This window comes from Bradyrhizobium sp. CCBAU 45389, from assembly GCF_028128625.1.
Taxonomy (GTDB): Bacteria; Pseudomonadota; Alphaproteobacteria; order Rhizobiales; family Xanthobacteraceae; genus Bradyrhizobium; species Bradyrhizobium liaoningense_B.
The window spans coordinates 564,217-589,936 of sequence record NZ_LBIY01000096.1; the positions used below are offsets into that span (position 1 = coordinate 564,217).

At 64.3% G+C, this 25,720-nt stretch carries 21 protein-coding genes; 4 read left to right on the forward strand and 17 right to left on the reverse strand.

From position 1 onward, the window contains the following. Positions 1-175 precede the first annotated feature (175 nt). From XH79_RS32400 to XH79_RS32470, 15 genes are all read right to left on the reverse strand, one after another. Positions 176-1,549: a cation-efflux pump gene (locus tag XH79_RS32400; protein WP_212343997.1), complete on the reverse strand. Its 1,374-nt coding sequence runs from the start codon at positions 1,547-1,549 to the stop codon at positions 176-178. A gap of 251 nt (positions 1,550-1,800) precedes the next feature. Then, a complete protein-coding gene (locus XH79_RS32405; RefSeq protein ID WP_271584299.1) occupies positions 1,801-2,769 on the reverse strand; it encodes a zinc-binding dehydrogenase in 969 nt (322 codons plus the stop codon). A 25-nt stretch (positions 2,770-2,794) separates the two neighbouring features. Further along, positions 2,795-3,790 carry an NAD(P)H-dependent flavin oxidoreductase gene (locus XH79_RS32410; RefSeq protein WP_271584300.1) on the reverse strand — a complete coding sequence of 332 codons (996 nt, stop codon included), beginning with the start codon at positions 3,788-3,790 and terminating at the stop codon, positions 2,795-2,797. A 344-nt stretch (positions 3,791-4,134) separates the two neighbouring features. Then, entirely contained in the window at positions 4,135-4,785 is a 651-nt protein-coding gene (locus XH79_RS32415; protein ID WP_271584301.1) for a hypothetical protein, read from the reverse strand. Between the two features lie 44 nt (positions 4,786-4,829). Next, the gene (locus XH79_RS32420; RefSeq protein WP_209965301.1) at positions 4,830-5,033 is read right to left on the reverse strand and encodes a hypothetical protein; all 204 of its coding nucleotides are present in this window, start codon (positions 5,031-5,033) and stop codon (positions 4,830-4,832) included. Between the two features lie 180 nt (positions 5,034-5,213). Continuing rightward, positions 5,214-6,620: a hypothetical protein gene (locus XH79_RS32425; protein ID WP_271584302.1), complete on the reverse strand. Its 1,407-nt coding sequence runs from the start codon at positions 6,618-6,620 to the stop codon at positions 5,214-5,216. 576 nt (positions 6,621-7,196) lie between these two features. Beyond that, complete coding sequence (locus XH79_RS32430; RefSeq protein WP_271584303.1) at positions 7,197-7,982, reverse strand: fumarylacetoacetate hydrolase family protein; 786 nt, start codon at positions 7,980-7,982, stop codon at positions 7,197-7,199. Further along, positions 7,982-9,001 carry a 2-dehydropantoate 2-reductase gene (locus XH79_RS32435; protein WP_212344008.1) on the reverse strand — a complete coding sequence of 340 codons (1,020 nt, stop codon included), beginning with the start codon at positions 8,999-9,001 and terminating at the stop codon, positions 7,982-7,984. The genes XH79_RS32430 and XH79_RS32435 overlap by 1 nt, the downstream gene beginning before the upstream one ends. A gap of 185 nt (positions 9,002-9,186) precedes the next feature. Further along, complete coding sequence (locus tag XH79_RS32440; protein ID WP_212344010.1) at positions 9,187-9,615, reverse strand: CBS domain-containing protein; 429 nt, start codon at positions 9,613-9,615, stop codon at positions 9,187-9,189. 183 nt (positions 9,616-9,798) lie between these two features. Further along, on the reverse strand, positions 9,799-11,121 hold the full coding sequence (oxlT, locus tag XH79_RS32445) for an oxalate/formate MFS antiporter (RefSeq protein WP_212344012.1): 1,323 nt from the start codon (positions 11,119-11,121) through the stop codon (positions 9,799-9,801). Positions 11,122-11,383: 262 nt separating this feature from the next. Next, positions 11,384-12,673, reverse strand: coding sequence for an oxalate/formate MFS antiporter (oxlT, locus tag XH79_RS32450; RefSeq protein ID WP_212344014.1), 1,290 nt, complete (start codon positions 12,671-12,673; stop codon positions 11,384-11,386). A 414-nt stretch (positions 12,674-13,087) separates the two neighbouring features. Beyond that, positions 13,088-14,587, reverse strand: coding sequence for a tripartite tricarboxylate transporter permease (locus XH79_RS32455; RefSeq protein ID WP_018647758.1), 1,500 nt, complete (start codon positions 14,585-14,587; stop codon positions 13,088-13,090). A gap of 42 nt (positions 14,588-14,629) precedes the next feature. After that, positions 14,630-15,127, reverse strand: a complete 498-nt coding sequence (locus tag XH79_RS32460) for a tripartite tricarboxylate transporter TctB family protein (RefSeq protein ID WP_271584304.1) — start codon at positions 15,125-15,127, stop codon at positions 14,630-14,632. Positions 15,128-15,214: 87 nt separating this feature from the next. After that, positions 15,215-16,222, reverse strand: coding sequence for a Bug family tripartite tricarboxylate transporter substrate binding protein (locus XH79_RS32465; protein ID WP_271584305.1), 1,008 nt, complete (start codon positions 16,220-16,222; stop codon positions 15,215-15,217). A 455-nt stretch (positions 16,223-16,677) separates the two neighbouring features. Next, the gene (locus XH79_RS32470) at positions 16,678-16,815 is read right to left on the reverse strand and encodes a hypothetical protein (RefSeq protein ID WP_212344022.1); all 138 of its coding nucleotides are present in this window, start codon (positions 16,813-16,815) and stop codon (positions 16,678-16,680) included. 346 nt (positions 16,816-17,161) lie between these two features. Between XH79_RS32470 and XH79_RS32475 the strand changes: the two genes are divergently transcribed. Further along, positions 17,162-18,493: an Hsp70 family protein gene (locus tag XH79_RS32475; RefSeq protein WP_271584306.1), complete on the forward strand. Its 1,332-nt coding sequence runs from the start codon at positions 17,162-17,164 to the stop codon at positions 18,491-18,493. Between the two features lie 29 nt (positions 18,494-18,522). On the opposite strand, the gene XH79_RS32480 is transcribed toward XH79_RS32475, so the two are convergent. Both XH79_RS32480 and XH79_RS32485 read right to left on the reverse strand, forming a co-directional pair. Next, a complete protein-coding gene (locus XH79_RS32480; RefSeq protein WP_271584307.1) occupies positions 18,523-18,966 on the reverse strand; it encodes an SRPBCC family protein in 444 nt (147 codons plus the stop codon). A gap of 122 nt (positions 18,967-19,088) precedes the next feature. Next, positions 19,089-19,778, reverse strand: coding sequence for a hypothetical protein (locus XH79_RS32485; protein ID WP_271584308.1), 690 nt, complete (start codon positions 19,776-19,778; stop codon positions 19,089-19,091). Positions 19,779-20,143: 365 nt separating this feature from the next. Here XH79_RS32485 and XH79_RS32490 point away from each other — a divergent pair, with 365 nt between their 5' ends. The 3 genes from XH79_RS32490 (at position 20,144) to XH79_RS32500 (ending at position 25,658) form a co-directional block, all read left to right on the forward strand. After that, positions 20,144-22,822, forward strand: a complete 2,679-nt coding sequence (locus XH79_RS32490) for an arylsulfatase (protein ID WP_271584309.1) — start codon at positions 20,144-20,146, stop codon at positions 22,820-22,822. 72 nt (positions 22,823-22,894) lie between these two features. Further along, on the forward strand, positions 22,895-23,173 hold the full coding sequence (locus XH79_RS32495; protein WP_212344028.1) for a hypothetical protein: 279 nt from the start codon (positions 22,895-22,897) through the stop codon (positions 23,171-23,173). Between the two features lie 79 nt (positions 23,174-23,252). After that, positions 23,253-25,658: a cytochrome c3 family protein gene (locus XH79_RS32500; protein ID WP_442869987.1), complete on the forward strand. Its 2,406-nt coding sequence runs from the start codon at positions 23,253-23,255 to the stop codon at positions 25,656-25,658. The last annotated feature ends 62 nt before the right edge of the window (positions 25,659-25,720 follow it).

Here is a 25,720-nt window from a genome sequence, read left to right on the forward strand (position 1 = left end):
ACGTCGCTTCCGAATCAGACCGATTTGAATCCAGTTTTACCGGGCTGTCGAGAGTCAACGAATCGTTAACGCGAAATTATTCTTATCCAACGCGCAGTTCGCGCATCGCGCGTCCGCAAACCCGCGGGCGCGAGGAGTCCGAAACGAGAACGTGTGACTCCGCGCACATTGTATGTCACGCGCGCGGCGGTTCGGCGTGACTGATGACGCGCTTCACGCTCGGGAACGCACGGCGCAACGCGCGCTCGATCGCATCGACATGCTCGTGCACCTTGATCACGCTCATCGACGGCGCAGCGCGGCAGTGGAAGTTGACGATCTCGCCGGCGTCGGTGTTGCGGACGCGCACATTATGGATGTCGTGGATCTCGCCTTCACCGGCGAACTCGGCCAGCGCGGCGGCGATGGTCTGCACCCTCTCCGGCGCGGCGTCGACGCCGAAAGGCAGTTCCGGTTCCAGCGGCTCGATGTGGACGTCGACCTCGACGTCCTCGCCGAACTCCTCCTGGATGTTGCGTTCCAGCGTGTTGGCGATGTCATGGGCGGCGTCGAGCCGCATCCCGGCGTCGACCTCGAGGTCGATGCCGACGATCAGCTTGGCGCCGAGATCATGCACCGTGACGTGGTGGATGGCGAGGCTCGAATTGCGCGCGATCACCATGATGCGGTCGCGGACGGTCTCGTTGTTGCGCGCGACCGGGACCGGGGTGAAGGTGAGGTCGGCGTCGCCGAACGCCTTGTCGACGGCGGCCTGCGCCTTGCGCTTGATCTCCTCGATGCGGTCGATCGGGTAGGTCCGCGGCACCTTTGCGATGGTGTCGATGAAGGTGGTCGCCCCGACCATGCGCAGGCGCAGCCGCTCGACGTCGATCACGCCGGGCACGCTGCAGATCGCGGCCGTGGCCTTCTCCTGCGCGCCCTCCGGTGCGCGGTCGACCAGCGTCTGCACGGTCGAGCCGGCCATGCGCAGGCCGAGAGCGGCGATCATCACCGCGACCGCGGCCGCAGCCGCCGCGTCGCCCCACCAGAAACCGAGGGCGGCGAGGACCAGGCCCACGATCACGGCGCAGGAGCCCATCACGTCGGAGGCGAAGTGGAGCGCATCGGCGGCGAGCGCCTGGCTCCGGGTCTCGCGTGCGGCGCGGTGCAGCGCGCGGGCACGCCACAGATTGACGGCGATGTCGACCACGAGCACCACGAACGGCACGGCCGAGATGGTCGGCGGCGACGTTCCCTCGCGCAGCCGGCTATAGGCTTCGACCAGGATGCCGCCGGCGAGCACGTAGAGCAGGGCAGTGACGCCCAGCGCGGAGACGCTTTCCAGCTTGCCATGGCCGTAATGGTGCTCCTCGTCGGCCGGCTTGTCGGAGACCCGCACCACCGCCCAGGTGATGATGGTCGCGACCAGGTCGATCGAGGAGTGCAGGGCCTCGGAGATCAGCGCCAGCGAGCCGATCGCGATGCCGACCACGAACTTGGCCGCCGCCATGCCGCCACTGGCGAAGATCGAGATGGCCGCGACCGAGGTTTTGTTGTGCTGTGCGCTCATGGCGGGGATTTAGCAGCCTAGAGCTGAACATCAAGCGACGATCCACAGCTCTAGTCGCAAGTGAGTTGCAGGAGCGAAGCCATTGCGAATGCTTCTGAATTGAATGGTCGCTCGCTGCTACGAGCTCGGTCTCGTAGGGTGGGCAAAGGCGCATAGCGCCGTGCCCACCATCCGTCCGTGATGGATACAGATCGTGGGCACGCTTCGCTTTGCCCACCCTACGGGACCGTCGCTTTGGCCGAGCCTGCCCCTTAAAGCGTCACCACGATCTTCCCCAGATGTTTGTTCGCCTCCATGTGCTCGAACGCCTTGTCGATGTCGTCGAACGCATAGACCTTGTCGATCGGCAGCTGCAGCTTGCGCGACTCGACCGCGCCCCAGATGTCCTTGCGGACCTCCTCAAAAATCTCGCGGACCTCCTCGATGGTACGGGTGCGGAAGGTGACGCCGATATAGCTGATACGGCGCGCCGCATGCAGGTCGAAGTTGAAGTCGGCGTGCGTCCCGCCGAGCCGGCCGACATTGACGATGCGACCCAAAACCCTGGTCGCGGCGAGATTCTGGTTTGCGACCTTGCCCGAGACCTGGTCGACGATGAGGTCGACGCCCTCGCCGTTGGTCGCCTTCAGCACCTCATCGACCCATTTCGGGTCGGAGGAGTCGACCGCGAGGTCGGCGCCGTATTCTTTCAGCCGGCCCCGGCGATAGGCGTCGGTCGACGAGCCGATCACGAGTCTCGCGCCCTTGAGCTTTGCAATCTGCATCGCCAACAGGCCGACGCCGGAGCTGGCACCCTGAATCAGCACGGCCTGTCCGGCCTGGATCCCGCCGACAGTGACCACCGCGTTGTGCATGGTCGCCAGCGCGACGGGGAGGGTGGCGGCCTCCTCGAAATTCATGTTCGAGGGGGCGCGGAACAGCCGGCCGTGATCGGCCAGCGTGTACTCGGCAAACGCCGCGCCGCCCGAGCCCATGATGCGGTCGCCGACCTTGACACCCTTCGCATCCGGTCCGAGCTCGGCGACCTCGCCGGCCCATTCCATCCCGAGCACAGTGCCGACCCCGCCGGCCGCGCCATGGGCGTGGCCCTTGCGCATGCCGGTGTCGGCGCGATTGAGGCCGCAGGCGCGGACCTTTACCAGCACCTGCGTGCCCTTCGGCTTTGGTTGAGCGACGTCGGAAATCCGAGCGCCCTCAGGGCCGTAGACGTAAGCCTTCATGAATTGCTCTCGCTTCTTACAGTGACTATTCCGCGGCTTGCGCGCTTGGTTGAGCGATCATCCCCTCCAGCCGGCTGCGAATGATCGCCTCCGCCTCGCGCACGATGCGGGAGACGAGCTCGGCGCAGCTCGGGATGTCCTGGATCAGGCCCTGGACCTGACCGGCCGACCAGATGCCTTCGTCCGAATTGCCTGTCGCATAGACCATCTTGCCGCGGGCGCCGGCAACGAGCTCGCGGATGTCCTCGAACTTGGCACCCTCCTTCTCCATCGCGACGACCTTGGTCGAGACGGCGTTCTTCGCCACGCGCGAGGTGTTGCGCATGGTGCGGAAGATCAGCTCGGTCTCGCGCTCGTCATTGGCGACGATCTTCTCCTTGATGGACTGGTGGATCGGGCTCTCCCTGGTCGCCATGAAGCGGGTGCCCATGTTGATCCCTTCCGCCCCCAGCGCCAGCGCCGCGACGAGGCCGCGTGCGTCGGCAAAGCCGCCGGAGGCGATCATCGGGATCTTGACCTTGTTGGCGGCGGCCGGGATCAGGATCAGGCCGGGGGTGTCGTCCTCGCCGGGATGGCCGGCGCATTCAAAACCGTCGATCGAGATGGCGTCGGCGCCCATCCGCTCGGCCGAGAGGGCGTGGCGGACGCTGGTGCATTTGTGCACGACCTTGACGCCGTGCTTTTTGAACTCGTCGACATGCTCCTGCGGCTTGTTGCCGGCGGTCTCGACCACCTTGATGCCGGCCTCGATGATCGCCGCGCGATACTCGGCGTAAGGCGGCGGCTTGATCGCGGGCAGGATGGTGAGGTTGACGCCGAACGGCTTGTCGGTGAGGTCGCGGCAGCGCGCGATCTCCTTGGTCAGGTCCTCCGGGGTCGGCTGGGTCAGCGCCGTGATGAAGCCGAGCGCGCCGGCATTAGCAACGGCGGCGACCAGCTCGGCCCGTCCGACCCATTGCATGCCGCCCTGGACGATCGGGTGCTCGACGCCGACGAGCCTGGTGAATCGTGTCTGCAGCATGATCTGTTTCCCCCGCGCCCCGCGTGGCGCTCTGTTATCGTTTGATGGCAGCAGGATGCCGCCGGGGTCGGGAAATGTCTATTGCAGGGGTGTGCGGTAGAGGCGGGGTGTCATGCGGGGAGTGACGGGGATTCCGCCGGGCGGATAATTGGGGCGCGGCGCCTGCCACATTCACCGCCGTCGTCCTGGCGAAAGCCAGGACCCATAACCACAGGGAGATGTTGTTTTGCGCGATGGTGGCGACACACATCTTGTAGCCCGGATGAGCGAAGCGACATCCGGGATTCTCACCGCGAGTTGTCCCGGGTATCGCTACGCTCACCCGGGCTACCAAGAGCCTCAGCTTACTCCGTCGACAGCCGCACCATCTGGCGGCCGCGGTTCATTTCCTTGAGGCGGTTGACGAACTTTTCCGGGCGTTGCCAGCGATTGGGGACCTCGAGGCCCATGAACTCGGCGATGTCGCCGATGAAGCCCGTGCAGTTGGCGGTCTCGGCGTTCCAGACCGGCGAGTTCGCCTGCAATTTCTTGATATAGGCGAACACGCGCTTGGCGTCGGCTTCGTTGAGATAGACCCGGTAGCTTGCGGTCAGATATTCCGGATCGAGGTCGCCGTAGCTCGCACCGGTCTCGGACGGTACGAAGGTGATGTGACCGAGCACGTAGGCGAGCGTGTCGCCGGCCGGCGTGAGGCCCGCGACCTCGACCGCCTTCTCGCTGGTCTTGCCGTACCAGACGAAGGCATGGCCCCAGCTTGCCGCCGTCCGGGCGCGGAAGTCGACATAGTACGGGCCTTTCTCCGCGCGCGCGATGGGACGCCGCGTCGCTTGCGGTTGAGGCCGCGATGCGGTCTCGGTCGTGGCAAGCGCGTTTGCATCGGCAACGCGCTTGTTCGCTTCGTGGGCAGAGGCCGTGGGCGTCGTGCATGCGATCATCGCCGCGAGGGCGAGCCCCGCGAGGATGCAGGATCCCGATCGATCAGCTGTGTTCGTCACGTTGAGCCCCCTCGACTTTCGGCCGCCTGCGCAGAGTCTGCGCGTCAGTAGCGCGCAGCGACCGGGCCGGGCGCCTTGCCGATCGGAGCCTTGCCAACCGGGCTCTTGCCAATCGGCATCTTGCCGATCGGGGCCTGCTCCGCCGGATAGACCGGCACGGGCTGCCGGCGCGGCAGATCCGCAGCGTTCGCAGCCGTCACCAGAGCAAGCGTGGCACCCAGAGCAAATACAATCTTCTTCACAGTCATACCCCTAGAAGGTTTGGTCCAAACACGGCAGTGCCGTGCCCCCCAGACACGCCTCACAGAAGGGCGCCCGAATGCGTCCAAGTTGCGGCGAGCGCGGGACATGTTGGCGGCATTGATCGGATGCGCGCAGATGTGATGTGTCTGGATGTTTCCGGGGGCTGCGACCTACAGCAGCGCCGCTCACCCGATCCGGTTCAAACTATTCCGGATCGTCGCGAAAATGCCGCCGATGTCCTTGCGCAACGCGTCCAGCGCGTTGAAATTCTCGAAGATGCGGGCGATGCGGTCTTCGACCTCGCGCTTGCTTTTCGTCAGCGCATCGACGCGCGAGGCCAGCGTCACGCCGGCGTTCACCTCGATCTCGCCGACGGTTTCGGCGAGCAGGTCGCGGGTGGTGCCGACCTCCGCGATCATCGCCTCGATACCGAACACCGGAGCCTTCAGCGGGACGAGGTCGGCCTGCGACTTCGACAGCTCGGTCTTGAAGGTGTTCAGCGTCGCCAGCGTCTCCTGCAACGCGCCGAGGCGCTGGCGCGACCGGAGGACGAAATCATTCAGCGCATTCTGGCGTTCGGTGAGGCTCCTGCCGTCGCCGTCGGTCTCGACGTCCGCGATCGCGCGTTCGAGCTGGCCCCGGCGCTGGCCGAGCTCCTCGAAGTCGAGGCCGATGGCTTTGAGGATGTTGGCGCTGTCGTCGATGCGGGCGAGGCGTTGCTCGATCTCGATCTTGTTCTTCGACAGCGTCTCGACGCGCGTGCCGAGCGGCGCTTCGCCGCCGGTCTCGAGCTCATCGATGCTTTTTTCGAGGCGGTCATGGCTGAGGCTGAGCTCGCCGATCAGGGTGTTGATGCCGGCGTCGTTTGATCGCAGCGGCGCCAGCTCGGCATGGGATTTCGCCAGATCCTCCTTGTACTGGCTGAGGGTTGCGAACGTGTCCTGGACCGCGCTCACCCGCGTCAGCAATGTCGACACGTCGCGCGCGATGTCCTTCAGGCGGTCGGCGAGGTTGTTCTTGCGGTCGTCGGTCTCGAGGTCGTGCAGGGAGCGTTCGAGCTGGTTCTGGCGGTCACGGATCTCGGTGAAGACGGGCTCGATCGCGCGGCGCTGGTCGGCGACCTTGCCGACCATCTCGCGCAGCGCCTGCTGGCGGCGGCGGATCTCGGCGAGCTGGTCGTGCATGTCGATGGCTTCGTTGCGGCCCTGCTGCAGCAGCGCGCGCTGCTCGGTCTCGCCGAGCTTGTCGTGAAGGGCGGAGACGGCCTGCCGTGGATCGCTCTCGATCAGGTGCTGGACGGTGGCGTCGAGGTGGTTTTGCAGGGCGTGGGCGACGACGACGTCTTCCCGGGTCTTCTTCAGGCGGTCGCGCAGCGTGTCGAGGCGCCGGTCCTGGCGCGACAGCCGCCAGGCGGTTGCGCCGATCAGCGCCAGGCCTGCGGCCAGGATCGTGCCGGCCGCGAGCCGCTGCGGCATGGACAGGGCCGCGAACCACGCCGGCAGGTGACCGACGTCGTAACCGAACGCCTGCTGGGCGAGAAGCGCGAGGGCGGCCAGCAGGGCAAACCAGGCAACCAGGAAAAACAGCCACATCGTGAATTCCTCACGCCGGCACACATTTTCGCCATAGTTGCTATTGGAGAGCGGAACCGAGATCAAGCGGGGCGGGGCTTGCTGGATGCGTCTGGTCGCGCGAATCCACGACTGATTGCGTCAGCCGATCGATGGAAGGGCCTGGAATTGCCGAGTTTTCCCGAATACGAGGTCCGTAGCCCGGATGGAGCGCAGCGCAATCCGGGGTCTGTACGCGCAGCGCCAATGGTCCCGGATTACGCTGCGCTCCATCCGGGCTACGGCGCTCATCCGGGCGACGGCGTCGTGTGCGCTATCACTTCCCGAGGAAGTTCGAGCGCATCTTGTCGGCGAACCAGACTACGAAGATCGCCGCGAACGAGAGAGCAAAGTACAGGGCTGTCCACAAAAGTGCATTGGCGGCATTCGACATGGCGTCCTCCCTTGCATCAGAAATCGATCTGTTGCCGGGAAGGATAGTGGCGGCCGCGACGGCGCGATTTGCGCAGGATCAATTTTGCCGGGGCTCGCGGCGAAAATGGCCGGCGGGCCTTCATTCTCGGGCACGACGGAGTTGCGCCGGGAATGACGGACCGGCTACAGCCGAAACTCGTTGGTGAGCTCGCCGATGCCGTCGATCGCGACGGTAACCGTATTCACCGGCTCCTTCATCACGCCGACGCCGACCGAGGTGCCGACGGCGATGAGGTCGCCGGGGAGCAGGGTCATGTCGTGGGAAATCCTGCTTACCAGCTCCTGCGCGGTGAAGATCATGTCCGAGATCGGATAGTTCTGCCGCTCGGCGCCGTTGAGGATGGTGCGGACCACGAGCTTCGCCGGATCGAGGCCGGTCGCGATCACTGGCCCGAACGGACCGTAATCGTCGATACCCTTGGCACGCGCCCATTGCGGGAAAGTCGGGTCGCCGGTCAGGATGTCGTTGGCGGTGATGTCGTTGACGCAGGTGTAGCCGAAGATGAAGCCGTCGGCTTCGCCAGGCGCGACGCGGGCGCAGGTCTTGCCGATGACGATGCCGAGCTCGCCTTCATAGGTGGTCTTGCCGTCGTAATAGGAGGGGCGGCGGATCACGGCGCCCGGCGTGGTGATGCTGGTGGTGGCCTTGAGCAGATAGAGCGGCTCCGGCGGCTCGGGCTGGTTGAGTTTTGCGGCAAGCGCGTGAAAGTTATTCCAGAGCGCGACGATCTTGCTGGGGGCGCAGGGCGCGAGCAGCTCGACTTCCGACGGCGCGAGTGTCTTGCCGGTGCTGGCATTGCGGCCGAACATCTCGCCCTCATGCACGCTGATGCCCGAGGGTGTCAGCGTGCCGAAGCCGGTCGTGCCGCCATGGCGAAAACGGAGCCAGTGCTTGATCTCGCCCGCCATCACGCCACCGCCAGTGCGCGGGGATCAGCCGGCGCCGAGACGCCGTCATAGAGCCCGGCGATGCGGGCGCGCTGGGTCACCATCGCCAGCACCGAATCCAGTGCGGGCGTTGCGATACCGGTGAGGCGGCCCATCTCCTGTACCACGGTGACGAGCGGATCGATCTCCATTGGGCGGCCGCGCTCGAGATCCTGCAGCATCGAGGTCTTGTGCGCGCCGACCTTGCGGGCGCCCTCGATGCGGCGCTCGACGTCGACGCGGAATTTGACGCCGAAGGTCTCGGCGATGGCTTGCGTCTCCACCATGATCGCGCGCGACAGCGAGCGCGTGGCGGGATCGGTGCAGATCACGTCCAGCGTGGCATGGGTCAGCGCACTGATCGGGTTGAAGCAGACGTTGCCCCAGAGCTTCAGCCAGATCTCGTCGCGGATGCGATCGAGCACCGGGGCCTTCAAGCCCGCGGCGACGAACAGGTCGGCGAGGCGCTGCACGTCGGAGGTGATCTCGCCGGAGGGCTCGCCGAGCGGAAAATTGTTGCCGTAGACGTGACGGATCACGCCGGGTGCCTCGATCTCCGTGGCGGGATAGACGATGCAGCCGATGGCGCGCTCGGCCCCGATCTCGCGCCATTGCCGACCCCCGGGGTCGATGCTCTCCAGCGTGGAGTTCTCGTATTGGCCGCCATGCTTGTAGAAATACCAATAGGGGATGCCGTTGACGGCGGTGACGATGCGGGTGTGCGGCCCGAGCAGCGGCTGCATCTTCTCGATCACGCCGGTGATCGAATGCGCCTTCAGCGTAATGATGATGTAGTCCTGCACGCCGAGTTCAGTGGGATCGTCAGTGCAGCGCGGATGCACGGTGTGCGTCTCCTCGCCGGCGAGCAGCGTCAGGCCGCGCTCGCGCATGGCGGCAAGATGCGCGCCGCGTGCGACCAGGCTGACATCGGCGCCCGCACGTGCGAGCTGAACTCCGAGATATCCGCCGATCGCGCCGGCGCCGTAGATGCAGATTTTCATGAATTCCTCGCGAGCAGAGACCGGATTTTGGGACGAAAGATCCGGTCCGGCTCGGAAGGATCCGAGCCGGGGCCGGTAGTCGCAGGGGAAGTGTTGCCGCTATAGTTTATTGTTTGAGCAGGATCTTGTCGGAAAACCGCTTACGCACTTTGCGCTAGCGCGGCCCTCCGGGTCCGGATCATGCTCTAGGCTGCCGCTTGCGGCGTGCCGTTGATGGCCTCGTCAACGGCAGCGGCGATGTCGCGCATGCTGATGACGGAGACGAGGCTGTAGTCGTCGATGACCGGCAGGTGGCGGATGTGATGCCGGTTCATCAGGTGGCGGACGTGCTCGATCGTGTCGGAGGAGGTGCAGGACACCAGCTGCTGCACCGACACGAGCTGCGAGACCTTGACGTTGATGGCATTGGCGCCGTGCTCGGCGACGGCGCGCACCACGTCGCGCTCGGTGAACATGCCGACCGCGGTGTTGCCCTCGGAGCGGACCACGTCCTTGACCACCAGCGCGCTGATATTGTTGGCGCGCATCAGCTTGGCGGCGATACCCACCGTTTCGTTCATTCGCACCGTGACAACGCGCGGCGTCTTCTTGCGCAGAATGTCTCCGACCAGCATTGCGACCTCCCTGGGTGAATGACAGGAGGAAGTGTGGTATACATAATGCCAATCGTCAAGCGCTGGATTTGGCTGATCCGAAAAATCTTGCGGCAGCAATACTGACGTTTGTCGTCGGCCAAAAAGCCAAAAAGAAAGGGGCGCATCGCTGCGCCCCTTTTGAAAGCTCTCGTGTGTGGTTGCTTACGCCGTCTCGGTCTTGGCGTTGCCCGTTGCGGTGTCGGCGCTCTCGGCTTCCTTGCCGAGGATGAAGGAGCGGCGCAGCGGCTTGATCACGAACAGCGCCATCAGCGCCGCCGTTGCGTTCAGCGCCACAGCCACCACGAACACCGCCTTCCAGCCGTAGGTTGCCGAGATCACGCTGGCGAGCGGAACGAGCAGGGAGGCGGTGCCCTTTGCGGTGTAGAGCATGCCGTTGTTGGTCGTTGCGAACTTCGAGCCGAAGGTGTCGCCGCAGGTCGCGGGGAACAGCGAGTAGATCTCGCCGAACACGCCGAAATACACCGCGGTCGCGAGCACGAAGACAACGGGATTTTGGCCGTAGGCCGACAGCGCCAGGAGCATCAGCGCGGCGGTGCCGAAGGCGATGAACATGGTGTGCTCGCGGCCGATCGTGTCGGAGACCCAGCCGAAGAAGGGCCGTCCGAAGCCGTCGAAGATGCGGTCGAGCGAGATCGCGAAGGTCAGCGCCGCCATCTGGAAGCCGGCCAGCGTCACCGGCGTGTCGGCGATCTTGTAGTCGTGCGCGATCGGGCCGATCTGCGCCGCGGTCATCAGGCCGCCGGAGGCGACCATGACGAAGACGAGGTACATCACCCAGAAAATAGGGCTGCGCAGCACTTGCGGCGGAGTGAAGTCGATCTTGGTCTGCGGCAAATTGAGCTGCTTCTTCTTCGGCGGAATCGAGATCCGCGGCGGCTGGATGAAGAAGGCGAGCACGAACACGATCACGCCCTGGCCGATGCCGAAGGTGAGGAATGCCTGCTGATAGCCGCTCGATGCGATCATGGTCGCGATCGGGACGATGGTGAGCGCGGCGCCCGCGCCGAAGCCCGCGGCGGTCGCGCCGGCGGCGAGGCCGCGGCGGTCGGGAAACCATTTCAGCGCGTTGCCGACGCAGGTGCCGTACACGGCGCCGGCGCCCATGCCGCCGACGATCGCGGCCGCGTAGAGCAGGGTGAGCGAGTCGGCGTAGGAGTTGAGCACCCAGGACAGCGCGATCATCACGCCGCCGAACATGATGACGATGCGCGGGCCGTATTTGTCGACGAACCAGGCCTCGACCGGCACCAGCCAGGTCTCGGTGACGACGAAGATGGTGAAGGCGAGCTGGATCGCGGCGCGTCCCCAATGGTGCGCGGCATCGATCGGATCGACGAACAGCGTCCAGCCGTATTGCAGGTTGGCGATCATCGCCATGCAGACGATGCCCATGGCGAGCTGGAGCCAACGGAAACCGGTGCGAAGAGGCGCGGCCGTGACGGCGCCGTCCGTGCTGGAAATCATCAAGAACCTCCCAACGCGCCTGTCTGGTCGCGCATCAGTTTGCCAAGATGACCTGATGTCGCAAATGTTGTGGCTTATCGTCGCAAGCGCGGCGGGGAGATTGGTATACCATATTCCAGAACGCAAGCCCTATCTCGCGCGACTCGTCACAAAATCTGCGGTTCCATTCGGCTGGCGGAGGCGGCAACAATTTCGCGCAAAACGAAAACGCCCGGCCGTGAGGCCGGGCGTCCTGCTCGAGGTGAGCAATTGTTGAAGCGCGTCAGAGCGTGGATTTGGCAACCACGATCTTGCGCCAGGGTTTCAGCACCGCGATCGCCAGCAGCGAAGCCAGGATGTTGGCGCCGGCCGCGATGATGAACACGCTGTCCCAGGTACCCGACGACTGCTGCATCAGGTTTGCGACCGGGACGAGCAGCGCGGCGGTGCCCTTGGCGGTGTAGAGCAGGCCGGCATTGGTGGTCGCGAACTTGGCGCCGAACGTGTCGGTGCAGGTCGAGGGGAACAGCGAGTAGATCTCACCCCAGGCGAAGAACACGAAGCCCGAGAGCAGCACGAACCAGACCGGATCGTGGCCCCAGAGATAGAGCATCCAGATGCCGAACCCTTCCATGCCGAAGGCGATGAACATCGTGTTCTCGCGGCCGATATTGTCGGAGATCCAGCCGAAGAACGGACGCGTCAGGCCGTTGAGCACGCGGTCGATGGTCGCTGCGAAGGTCACCGCGGTCATCGTCACCGCCATCAGCGTCACCGGCACGCTGTCGACCTTCCAGTCGACCGCGATCGGCTTCAGGTTCGCGGTGACCATCAGTCCACCCGCGCCGACGATCACGAACATGAAGTACATCAGCCAGAAGATCGGCTGGCGCAGCACTTCGGTCGGCTGATAGTTGCGCCGGGTCTGGATGATATTGGCATTCGCCACCACGCTCGGCACCTGGCCCGCTTTCGGTGCGAGCAGGAAGAAGGCGAGGATGCAGATGATGATGCCTTGTCCGAGGCCGAAATAGAGGAAGGTGGTCTGGAATCCACTGTCCTTGATCATGGCCTGGATCGGCGCGACGGTGAGCGCGGAGCCTGCACCGAAGCCTGCCGCCGTGATGCCCGCGGCGAGACCGCGCTTGTCCGGAAACCACTTCAGCGCGTTGCCGACGCAGGTGCCGTAGACGCCGCCGGCGCCGATGCCCGCGATGATCATGCCGAGATAATAGCCGTTGAGCGAGGTGGCCTGTGCGTTGATCGCCCAGCCGATGGCGCAGAGCACGCCGCCGACGAGAACCACGATGCGCGGACCGTATTTGTCGACGAACCATCCTTCGACCGGCACGAGCCAGGTCTCGAACAGCACGAACAGCGTGAACGCCCACTGGATCGAAGCGCGATCCCAGCCGAACTTTTTCTGGATGTCGGGGACGAAGAACGTCCAGCCATATTGATAGTTGGCGATCATCACCATCGCCGCCACACCGATCGCCAATTGAGCCCAGCGATAGGCATCGCTTACGCGTGCGGCACTAGGAGCCGCAGCCGACTGCACCATGTCCGTCATAAAAAACCCTCCCGAACGCGCCGATCATTTTTATGCATGCGCTGCTCGCATCCTGGTATGCATTATGCCAAGATTCAAGCGAGGGACTGAGGGTGCGGCGAAATATCGCGGGATCAGTTCACATGCGCTTCGGCCGCGAAAATGTAAAGCCCCAATCATTGCAGCGTGACGGCGGCCGCAGCGATCGTATGCACGCAAGTTCTTGATTTTGTGAGATATATCGGCTGTCGCTGCGAGCCGCAAGCAGGCTGTGGGAAGTCGGATTCGCCCCTGTGCGCATGTCGGCGCGCGCAGCTCCGCCAGTGTGGATGAGCGTCGTCAGATGACCGCGCGATTCCTGGAATTCTTTATTCCAGAAGTCCAGGGTGCGGCGAATTTGACGCGACCGGCGGCGTGCATCACGCCGGCCGCGCGTCACGCCATCGACATGCGCAGCCGGCTGTAGCCCTCCTGGATCGCGGACCAGAACAGGGCGACCAGGCCGAGCGCCATGATCGTGCTGACGAGGCCGTTGGAGAAGAACACGCCGAGCGATCCCTGCGATCCCAGCAGCGATTGCCGGAAGGCTTCCTCCGCCTTGTCGCCGAGCACGATGGCGAGCACCAAGGGCGCGAGCGGATAGTTGCACTTCTTCAGGAGATAGCCGAGCACGCCGAACACCAGCATCAGCATCACGTCGAAGGTGCTGTTGTGCACCGAGTAGGCGCCGATCGCGCAGAGCACCAGGATCAGCGGGGCGATGATGCCGAAGGGCACGCGCAGGATCGCGGCGAAGATCGGCACGCAGGTGAGCACGACGATGAGGCCGGCGAGATTGCCGAGATACATCGACGCGATCAGGCCCCAGACGAATTCCTTCTGTTCGACGAACAGCATCGGGCCCGGCTGCAGGCCCCAGATCAGCAATCCGCCGAGCAGCACGGCAGCCGTCGGCGAGCCGGGCACGCCAAGCGACAGCATCGGCAGCAGCGCCGAGGTGCCTGCGGCATGCGCGGCCGTCTCCGGCGCGATCACGCCTTCGATCTCGCCCTTGCCGAAATTGTTGCCGCGCCGCGCCAGCCGCTTGGCGATGCCGTAGCTCATGAAGGACGCCGGCGTTGCGCCGGCGGGCGTGACGCCCATCCAGCAGCCGATCAGGCAGGAGCGCAGCGAGGTCATCCAGTAGGCGGGCAGCTCGCGCCAGGTCTGAAGCACGACGCGGAGGTTGATGCTTGCATTGCCGCCGCGGAACGCCAGCCCTTCCTCCATGGTCAGCAGGATCTCGCCGATCCCGAACAGGCCGATCACGGCGATCAGGAAGTCGAAGCCGTTGAGCAACTCGGTCACCCCGAAGGTCAGCCGCAACTGTCCCGTGATGGAATCCAGCCCGACCGCTGCAAGCGCAAAGCCCATCATCATGGCCGCGATGGTCTTGAACGGCGGCTCCTTGCTGAGGCCGACGAAGCTGCAGAACGCGAGGAAGTAAACCGCGAACTTTTCCGCCGGGCCAAATCGTAGCGCAAAGCCCGCGACCAGGGGCGCGACGAGCGTGATCATGATGACGGCGAACAGCGCGCCCACGAAGGAGGAGGTGAAGGCCGCTGTCAGGGCTTCGCCGGGTCTGCCCTGCTGCGCCATCGGATAGCCGTCGAAGGTGGTTGCCACCGACCATGGCTCGCCGGGGATGTTGAACAGGATCGAGGTGATGGCGCCGCCGAACAACGCGCCCCAATAGATGCAGGACAGCATGATGATCGCCGATGTCGGCGGCATGCTGAAGGTGAGGGGCAGCAGGATCGCCACGCCATTGGCACCGCCAAGCCCCGGCAGCACGCCGATGATGACCCCGAGCGTGATGCCGATGATCATCAGCATGATGTTGTAGGGCTGCAGGGCGACCGCGAAGCCGTGAAACAGATTGGCCAACTCTTCCATATCAACACGTCCTGCAGCAGCAATTGAATGAATGCGTAGCTCTTACAGACCGAGCCACTCCTCGAGCGGCCCCTTGGGAAGCGGGACCAGGAACCAGCGCTCGAACACGAGATAGGTCACGACCGGCATGCCGACCGCCACCGCGGCGACCGTCAGCCAGCGATAGCCGCCGAGCCAGCGCATGAACCAGGCGATGAACACCATCGAGGCGACGTAGAGGCCGACGAACGGCATCGAGCCGACATAGATGCCGGTGGGCACGACGACGCTCATGACCTGGCGAAGCTGGCCCCATTCCGCGAACAGCCGGCCGTCATCGCCGCGTTGCGCATGCCAGAGGTTGATGGCGCTCGCGCCGACGATGGCGGCGCCGACGTAGAAGGGGAAGAAGCCGGCACGCGGGCCTTCCGCGCCCCAGTTGATGCCGGCTTTCAGGCTTCCGAAGATCACCACCAGCCCGAAGGCGCCGATCAGCAGCGCCATGCCGATTTCCAAGGTCTTGTGTGCCGGGCCGGATTCGGAGCCGGATCGTTCAGTCATGGGACCTCCATGCGGAATCGCAAGTCTTCTGCGGTCGCTGCCGGCGGAAGGACGACGAGCGTCCTTCGCCGTCGTCGATGTCGCGGCTCAATTCCCCGATGCGAGGAAGCCGGCTTCCTTCATCAGGCCCTCGTGGCGCTTCTCCTCCGCCTCGATCCACTTGGCGTAGTCGGCTCCGGCCAGGAAGGTCGTGTTGAAGGCGCCGCTCTTCATGAAGTCCTGCCACTCCGGCGTGGCGCGGACCTTCTTGAACAGCTCGACATAGTATTCGATCTGGTCCTTGGTGGCCCTGGGCGACATGAAGATGCCGCGCAGCATGAGATATTCCATCGCGAGGCCCTGAGACTTGCAGGTCGGAATATCCTTCCAGGCCTTGCCGTCGGCGATCGGCTCGTCATAGGCCATCGGCTGGGCATCGAAGACGCAGAGCGGACGAAGCTTGCCGCCGCGCCATTGCGCGACCGCCTCGATCGGATTGTTGACGGTTGAATCGACGTGATTGCCGACGAGTTGGACCGCGACTTCGCCGCCGCCCTTGTAGGGGATGTAGGTGAATTTCGCGTCGATCACCTTCTCGATGCCGACCGTGATGATCTGATCTTCCTGCTTCGAGCCGGTGCCACCCATCTTGAACGAGCCGCTCGGAGCCTTCTTTGCAGCGTCGACGTAGTCCTTGACGCTGTTGTACGGCTTCTCGGCGTTGACCCAGAGCACGAATTCGTCGAGCGCCAGCATCGCGACCGGGGTGAGATCCTTCCAGTTGAACGGAATACCCGTCGCCAGCGGCGTCGTGAACAGGTTCGACAGCGTGATGATGATCTTGTGCGGATTGCCCGACGACGTCTTCACGTCGAGGAAGCCTTCGCCGCCCGCGCCGCCGGCCTTGTTGATGACGACCAGCGGCTGCTTCATGAGATTGTGCTTGGTGACGATGCCCTGGATGGTGCGTGCCATCTGGTCGGCGCCGCCGCCGGTGCCCGCGGGCACGATGAACTCGACCGGACGAACCGGCTCCCAGGCAGCATGGCTTGCGCCGCTACTGACGCACGACATCGCGATTGCCGCCAAAGCGACATTCAGAACGAATGGCTTCATCTTGTTTCTCTCCCTGTCGAAACGCAGCCGCTCTCTGGTGGCTTGCGTCAGCCCATCTCATTCCAGATGCTCGGGGTCACCTTTTCGGTCGATCTCCCGTTGCAGTCCCAGCCAACACTTTATGAGCAGGGGACAGGGCCCGACATCCGCTCCTTTCGGCTAAGGCTCTGCCAGAATCCGGTGAGGATCACGGCAAGTGCGCTTCGCCCTCGGTCCTTCCTGTTCCCGTCCTGCACCTTCGATTGTGCAATCGTTCTTGGTTGCCGAATGGTATGCGAGATGCCAGCAGACAAACAATTGGACCAGCGGGTCAGGACGGCGGACCAATCGTCGCAGTTGTGTTCGCGAGGGGCTCAAAAACAAAATGGCCCCGCATGCGGGGCCATTTGATCGGACGTACGGTCCTCGAGACGTGTCCACCGGCGCGCCGTTCCGGCTGCGCGCGGAAAGCCCTCTCAGAGGCCGAAACGGGGCAGGTCGCCGTTGTGATTCGAGATCTCGGCGCTCGCCATCAGGAAGCGGTCGACCGCAGCCAGGAAACGGGTGAACAGCGAGCTAGAGGGGGCGAGGGCGACGGAGGCGGTCTTGGACATCGGAATTCCCTTTCTTGAGACGGTCAGTATTGCTGTCTCATTTCGAAGGGCAATCTATGTATACCAGATGCCAATGTCCATGCATGCCATTGCATAGCAGCATGCGCTCTGCCGCATTGCAACATAATACGCCGTTAAAGCGGCCGCTTCGGGCTTAAAATTGCCGACGGGACTACGCCGGGCGCAGGACTAGGCCCAAAACCCGTCGATTCCGGCCGGCAGGAGGACACGGCCATCGTGCATACAGGACACAAATCTAACCGCATTGCAGCATTTTTGCCTTGGCAGCGCAGGTCAAAGCCGTTAGTGGTCTGCCCCCTTTTCCAGCCAACTGTCAGAGTGGTTCATGTCGAGCGCCTCGCCCGCCGTCTCGATCGGCATCGATTTTGGGACCAGCAATACGGTCGTAGCCCTTGCGGCGGACGACCGCCGGGTCGAGGCCATCCGCTTCGATCACGGCGGGCAGCGCCATAGCACCTACGTTTCGGCGCTGTGCTTCTGGGAGGATCGGCCGGGTGCCGGCGCCCAGGCTGAAGGCGGCCCGTGGGCGATCGAGACGTTCCTCGAAGGACGCCATGTCTATCGCTTCCTCCAGTCGTTCAAGACCTTTGCCGCGAGCTCGAGCTTCCAGACCACGCAAGTGTTCCGGCAGCGCTTCAAGTTCGAGGACATTCTGGCGGCGTTCCTGCGGACATTGGCGCGGCATGGCGGCGAGAAGTTCGGCTTCGAGGCGGCCAACATCACGGTCGGCCGCCCGGTGCGCTTTGCCGGCGGCAATCCCGACGAGGCGCTGGCGATGCAGCGCTACCGGGCTGCGTTCGAGCGCTTAGGTGCCGGGCACGCGCGCTACGTCTATGAGCCCGTGGGCGCGGCGTTCTCCTTTGCCCGCAGGCTCGAGCGCGACGCCACCGTGCTGGTTGCGGATTTCGGCGGCGGCACCAGCGACTTCTCGGTGATGCGGTTTTCGCGTGCGGGCGGCACGCTTCGCGCCGAGCCGCTTGGACACGCCGGTATCGGCATTGCCGGCGACACGTTCGACTATCGCATCGTCGACCACGTCGTCTCGCCGCGGCTCGGCAAGGGCTCGAGCTTCCGCTCGTTCGACAAGGTGCTGCCGGTCCCGAGCGGCCACTACACCAACCTCGCGCGCTGGCATCAGCTCGCGATGATGAAGAGCAACGGCGATCTGCGCGAGCTCCGCGAGCTTGCGCGCACCGCGCTGAAGCCGGAGCTGCTCGAGGATTTCATCACCATCGTCGACCTCGACCTCGGATTTTCGCTTTACCGCGCGGTGTCCGACGCCAAGGTCGCGCTGTCGGGGCAGGACCAGACCGACTTCCGCTTCAAGGGCGGCGGCGTCGACATCGGCGCGACCATCACCCGCAAGAATTTCGAATCCTGGATCGCCGACGATATCGCCCGGCTCGGCGCGACCGTCGACAAGGTGCTGGGCGAGGCCGGCATCACCGCGCGCGAGGTGGAGAAGGTGTTTTTGACCGGCGGCACGTCCTTCGTGCCCGCCGTCCGAAAGCTGTTCGCCGACCGCTTCGGCAACGAGCGGCTGATGTCGGGCGACCAGTTCGAGTCGATCGCCTACGGCCTCGCTTTGATCGGACACAGTCCCGATCCGGACCGCTGGACCGCCAGCGGCGGGGTTGCGCCGAAGGCGGGCGCTTAGCCGCCCGCCTCCCTGCTCATTCTGATGCGCTACTGGTTGATCTCGGGCTCGACGAGCTTCGCCAGATTCCGCAGCGACTCCTGCCAGCCGAGGTAACAGGCCTCCGGCGGGATTACGTCGGGGATGCCGGCCTGCGTGATGTCGACCTCGGTGCCGACCGAGACCTTCTTCAGGATCACGGTGACCTGGATTTCGCCCGGCAGATTGGGATCGTCGAACCTGTCGGTGTAACGCAGGCGTTCGCCGGGGACGAGCTCGAGATATTCGCCGCCGAAGGAGTGGCTGTTGCCCGTCGTGAAATTCCGGAACGACATCTTGAAGGTGCCGCCGACCTTGGGCTCGAAATGATGCACCGTGCAGGTAAAGCCGTTCGGGGGCAGCCATTTCGCCATCGCATCCGCCTCCAGGAAGGCGCGATAGACTCTCTCCGGGCTGGTGGCGAGAACGCGGTGCAGGCGAACAGTGCTGGGCATGGTTGTTATCCTCAATGATTGATGGGCCCGATCTCGGCGTCTACAGCCCATTCATGTCTCTAGGACGACCGGGATGCCGCCGATCCGACACGATGGCTCGGATTTTCTTGCCGCCGCGCCGGCTAATTCGCTGCGACATCCTGCGGTGTCATCGTGAAGGCCAGCCGGTAGCGGCCGATGACCGGATTGTCGCAGACGCCGTACGGCTGAAGCGTCGATGGCGACAGTTGGTCGGCAACCGCGCGCTCGACTGCGTCTTCATCGTAACCGGACAGCAGCACGATCCAGTCGGCGGCGCCGTCCTTGCCGCGGATCTGCTGTTCGGTCGTGGGCGCGCTCGTCCTCGGCGTGTCCGTGAGGAGGAGGTGGGCGCCGGTCTGTCCCGGCTGCTGCGCCAATGCGCCGAGCGTCTCCGAGAGGTGCGTCCGCAACTCCGTCTCCCGTCCGGCTTCCGGCGACAGCCTGATGGTCGCGAGCGAGGTCGCGACACCGCCGCCAAAGCTCGCCACGATCCGGCATTGGCTGCGGATCATGCCGAGATGATGCGGCATCATCCTGGTCGACCACGGTGTCGGCGCGTTGAGCCGGTCGAGATAGCCTCTCGATGTGAGAACCTCGTAATGCTCGAGCTCGTAGAGCACGAAGAAGCCTTCGGCATCCGTCGTGCTGCTCCAGCGCGATCCGCGCCGGAAGCCGGGAATGCTCATCCGCTCCGGGAAATGTTCGTGGGAATGCCAGTCGCCGAACTCGGTGCGCTGCTCGGCGCGGACGCTCCACCACATCGCAACGGCGGCCTTGCCGAGCAGTGACATGCTGACCTCCAGTTTCGTGGCAGCTGCGGGACGCTTTCGTCAATCGCATGGTGACCCCTCCCGAACGACGAGCTTCGCTCAGTGGGAGCGCCTGATACGTTGCGGATCATATGACCCAGCCGACCCGGCTTGCCATAGCTGCCGATGCGCCGGGAATATTTAGCAATCAGATGTAGCAAGAGAACAGTGCAGCGCCATGATACCGGCGCGATGGGGATGAGGTTCCGGGAGTTTACGGAAAAGCGCTGCTCTTCCGTCTCCAACATCTCCGCTTCTGATCCGTCATCTTGATCTCTTGATCCATATCAAGCCCTTTTTCTGGTCGCCGGAAAATGATGGCGGCTCATTTGAAGGGAGGAATTGCCATGAGCATTGCCCGATCCTTTCAGCTTGTCGCATTTTCACTGACCCTTGCGTTTTCAGCGCCAGCATTCGCACAACAAGCCGCGCCGGCTCCGGGCTCGCCCGCCGCGACCACCACCATTCCCGGCAATCAGCTGCCACCGCCACCGCCGCAGTTCGGCGGCAAGATCGAGCGCGATGCGCGCAATTCGACACCTTTCTGGCCCGCGCGCGTGGTGCCGCCCAAGGGCGCACCGAACGTGCTGCTCATCATCACCGACGATGCCGGCTACGGCGTGCCAAGCACGTTCGGCGGGGTCATTCCAACGCCTGCGCTCGACCGCATCGCACAAAGCGGATTGCGCTACACCAACTTCCATTCAACGGCGCTGTGCTCGCCGACGCGCGCAGCACTCATCACCGGCCGTAACCATCACTCGGTGGGATACGGCGTGATCGCCGAGCAGGCCACCGGCTTCCCCGGCTACGACAGCATCATCACCAGGGACAAGGCGACGATCGGCCGGATCCTTTCCGACAACGGCTATCATACGGCCTGGTTCGGCAAGAACCACAACACGCCGGAATACCAGGCGAGCCAGGCCGGCCCGTTCGACCAGTGGCCGACCGGCATGGGCTTTGAATATTTCTACGGCTTCATGGGCGGCGATACCAATCAGTGGGAGCCCGGCAATCTCGTCCGCAATACCACGCCGATCTATCCCTATGAAGGAAAGCCCGGCTGGAACCTGGTGACGGCCATGGCCGACGAGGCCATCGACTACGTCAATCGCATGAACGCGCTATCGCCGGATACGCCGTTCTTCGTGAAATTCGCGCCCGGCGCAACCCATGCCCCGCATCACCCGACGCCGGAGTGGGTCAAGAAGATCGGCGACATGCACCTGTTCGATCAGGGCTGGAACAAGTTGCGCGACACGATCTTCGAAAACCAGAAGCGGCTCGGCGTCATTCCGCAGAATGCCAAGCTGACGCCGTGGCCAAAGGACCTGATCAAGGAATGGGATCAGCTTTCGGCCGACGAGAAGAAGCTGTTCATCCGCCAGGCTGAGGTGTTCGCGGCCTACGCCGCCTATGCCGACAACGAAATCGGCCGCGTGATCCAGTCCATCCAGGATATGGGCAAGCTCGACAACACGCTCATCATCTATATCGAGGGCGACAACGGGACGAGCGCGGAGGGGCAACCTAACGGCACGCCCAACGAAGTGGCGATGTTCAACCAGATCACCCCGTCGGTCGAGGACCAGCTCAAATATTTCTACGACGTCTGGGGCACCGACCGCACCTACAATCACATGTCGATCGGCTGGGCCTGGGCGTTCGACACGCCATTCTCCTGGACCAAGCAGATCGTCTCCCACTTCGGCGGGACGCGCCAGGGCATGGCGATCTCCTGGCCGGAAGTGATCAAGGACAAGGGTGGCATCCGCACCCAGTTCCACCACGTCATCGACGTCGTGCCGACCATTCTCGAGGCTGCGCAGATCAAGCAGCCGGACATCGTTGACGGCATCAAGCAAAGCCCGATCGAGGGTGTCAGCATGATGTACACGTTCGATGCCAAGAACACGAATGCGCCTTCGACGCACACGACGCAGTATTTCGAGATGTTTGCCGATCGCGCCATCTATAACGACGGCTGGATCGCCAGCACCAAGGTCTTGCGTCCGCCGTGGGTGACGATCGCGAAACTGCCGCGCCCGGGCGACTACCCCTGGGAGCTCTATGACCTGCGCAACGACTGGACGCAGGCCGAGGACGTCGCCGCCAGGAATCCGGACAAGCTGAAAGAGCTGCAGGCGCTGTTTTGGAAGGAGGCGGAAAAGTATCAGGTGCTGCCACTCGACTCGACGGTGGCCTCGCGCATGATCACTCCGCGTCCGAGTCTCAGCGCCGGCCGCACAAGTTTTGCGTGGACGCGACCGATGACCGGCACGCCGAATGGTGACGCGCCGAGCCTGCTCAACTCCTCCTACAGCTTCAAGGTCGACGTCGACATTCCCGATGGCGGCGCCGAAGGTGTGCTGGTGACGCAAGGCGGCCGTTTCGGCGGCTATGGCCTCTATGTCCTGAAGAGCAAGCCTGTGTTCACCTGGAACCTCGTCGACCTCAAGCGCGTGCGTTGGGAGGGGCCGGAGCTCACACCGGGCAAGCACCTCATCGAGTTTGACTTCAAGTACGATGGTCTTGGTGCGGGCACCATGGTGTTCGGCAACTATACCGGCATCGGACAAGGCGGCACCGGGACGCTCAAGGTCGACGGCAAGGTGGTGGCCACCGAGAAGATGGAGCACACGCTGCCGTTCATCCTGCAATGGGACGAGGCGTTCGACATCGGGTCCGACACCGGCACGCCGGTCGACGACAACGACTATCAGGCGCCGTTCGCCTTCACCGGCAAGATCAACAAGCTTGCGCTGGACATCGACCGACCCAAGCTGAGCCCGGACGACGTCAAGCGGCTGCAGGAGGCCGCCCGCGCCGCCGGTGATGGGCCATCTGCCGACGACGGACAAACTGCTTCGTCCGGGGCGCAAGTGGGCACCGTTGGCCTGAGCCTTGTCGACAAGATCCAGGTCCGAATGGACAAGCGAGAAGGCTGTCGCAAGCAGGCCGAGGCGAAGGGCCTTGGTATGGTGGACCGCGTCAAGTTCGTTCAGGAGTGTGCCCGCCAATAGCTCGGCGCGAGACCGCGGGGAAGCCAATCGGCTTCCCGGCCAAATGCACGGGATGCGTGATCGGAGAAGCTCATGAAGAACGGTCGTTGGATCTTCATTTCAGCGCTTGCGCTGATCGACGTCTTGGCCGTCGGCCGCGCTGCAGCGCAGGGCGCGGCGGAGACGCTTCAGGGCATGCTTGCCGCACAAATCCGCTCGCAGGGGTTTACTTGCGACAAGCCGCTGGGCGCAACCAAGGATGCCGCGCGCTCGAGGGCCGATCATGGGGTCTGGGTGCTCAGATGCAGCAATGCGAGCTATCGGGTTAGCCGCTGGCCAGACATGCCCGCCAAGATCGAGCCGCTGCGGTGACGAAGCGCGCGGCGGTTCATGGCAGCGATCTTCACGTGTAAGCCAAACGACGGTTGAACGGCTGGAGCGGTAAGCAGACGTGGCACGAGGCTCGCGAAAGAACCGCAAGCGCGACAAGGTCCGTACGGCGCGAGCGCCTGAGCCAGATCATTCCTCACCGCAGTCACGGCCTGCCTCCGAGGGCACCACGAGGTGGTGGATCGCCGTCGCGAGCCTATTTGCCGCCGCGATCGCCGTCGGCCTGCTCTGGTTCGCGACGTCAAAGGCCCCGATCCAGCTTCCCGCAGCGGTCGAATTGGCCTTCGTCGGCAGCGAGTCCTGTGCCGGCTGCCACCAGGCAGAGGCGAAACTCTGGCGGACGTCGCAACACCGCCACGCCATGGATCATGCGACCGCACAATCCGTGCGCGGCGATTTCAACGACGCGACCTTCGACTACGCTGGCACCCGCTCGCGCTTCTTCCGGAAGAACGACAAGTTCATGGTCGAGACCGACGGGACCGATGGCAAGCTCGCGACCTTCGAGCTGAAATACACTTTCGGCATCGACCCGCTGCAGCAATATCTGATCCAATTCCCGGACGGCCGTGTCCAGGCTCTGTCCATCGCCTGGGACACGCGGCCGAAAGAGCAGGGCGGTCAGCGCTGGTTTCATCTCTACCCGGACAGCGCCATCACCAGCAGCGATCCCCTGCACTGGACGAAACTGAACCAGAACTGGAATTTCATGTGTGCGGAGTGCCATTCGACTGATGTGCACAAGGGCTACAATGCCGACCGGGACATGTTCGCGACCACCTTTTCCGAGATCAGCGTCGGCTGTGAGGCGTGCCACGGCGCGGGCTCGCGCCACGTCACCTGGGCGCGCGGCAAGCCGGTGGCGCGTGCCGCCGACAACGGCCTGCTGGTCCGCTTCGACGAGCGCACCGGCATCACCTGGTCCGCCTCCGCGGGCACGTTGACGCCGGCACGCAGCGCGCCGGCGCCGGCCCTGCGCAAGGAAGTGGAGACCTGCGGGCGCTGCCACGCACGCCGCGGGCAACTTTCGGAAGACTGGATACCGGGCCGGCCGCTCTCTGACACGCACCGCGTACCGTTGCTCGACCGCCAGCGCTTTCATGCCGATGGCCAGATGCGCGACGACGAGGAGACCTACAATTACGCGCCGTTCAAGCAGAGCAGGATGTTCGCCAAGGGCGTCACCTGCAGCGACTGCCACGACCCGCACAGTGCAGCGTTGAGGGCGCCCGGCGATGGCGTGTGCGCCCAGTGCCATGCGCCGGCAAAGTATGAATCCGTGGCGCACCGACATCACGCCGATGTCTCGCCGCCGCCGGGGTGCCCATCCTGCCACATGCCGGAACGCCGCTACATGGTCGTCGACCGCCGCCACGACCACGGCTTCCGCGTTCCGCGCCCCGATCTCTCGGTGCAGACGGGCGCACCGAATGCGTGCAACGACTGCCATCGCGACAAGCCGGCGGCCTGGGCAGCGCATCAGATCGAGGGCTGGTACGGGCCGGAGCGGCGCGGCCATCAGACCTATGCGCGGGCGTTTCAGGCTGCCTGGAGCGAGGCTGCCGACGCGCAAGCGCAGCTCGCCGCAATCGCTGGATCGGCCGACGTTCCCGGTATCGTCCGCGCCAGCGCGCTGGCGGAGCTTCCGGCGCCGATTCTCGATCCGATCCGGCAGGGGCTTTCCGATTCCGATCCGCTCGTGAGGCTCGGCGCGCTCGATCGGCTCGAAGGAGTGCCGGCCGATCAGCTCTGGCCGCTCGCTTCGCCGCATCTGGGCGATCCCGTGCGTGGTGTGCGCATTCGCGCCGCCGAACTTCTGGCCGTCATGCCCCCAGCACGCCAGCCAGCGGCCGATCGCGACAAGTTCATGCGGGCGGCTACCGAATTCTTTGTTGCGCAGAAGCTGAATGCTGATCGGCCGGATTCGCGAACGGCGCTCGGCGACTTCTTCCGGCGCCAGGCCAATCCCGGCGCGGCGGAGGCCGAATACCGCGCCGCCCTCAGGCTCGATCCCTCGTTTGCGGCGGCCGCCGTCAACCTGTCCGACCTGTATCGGCAGCTCGGACGCGACAGTGACGGGGAGAAAATCCTGCGTGAAGCGATCTCCACGTCGGCGCAGGACGCATCACTCCACTACGCGCTTGGTCTGACACTCGTGCGCCAGAAGCGCAGCGAGGAGGCCCTCGGCGAGCTGCATCGGGCTGCTTCTCTCGACCCCGGCCAAATGCGGTACGCCTACGTCTATGCTGTAGGACTGAACGGAATGGGTCGGCGCGACGATGCACTTTCCGTGCTGAGCCAGAGCCTGCGCGGACATCCGAACAATCTGGAGCTGCTTTCAGCCGCTTTGAACTTCAGCAGGGAAAAGGGAGACATCGCGGCGGCGCTTGGTTACGCCGAGCGACTGTCGCTCCTCCGGCCCGACGATCCACGATTGGCGAACCTCATCAGAGAGCTCAAGCGATAGCCGGCTCAGGAAGCGAGCCGCCCGTGCTGGCGGGCTTTCGCCAAAGGGCACGAAGCGCTCCG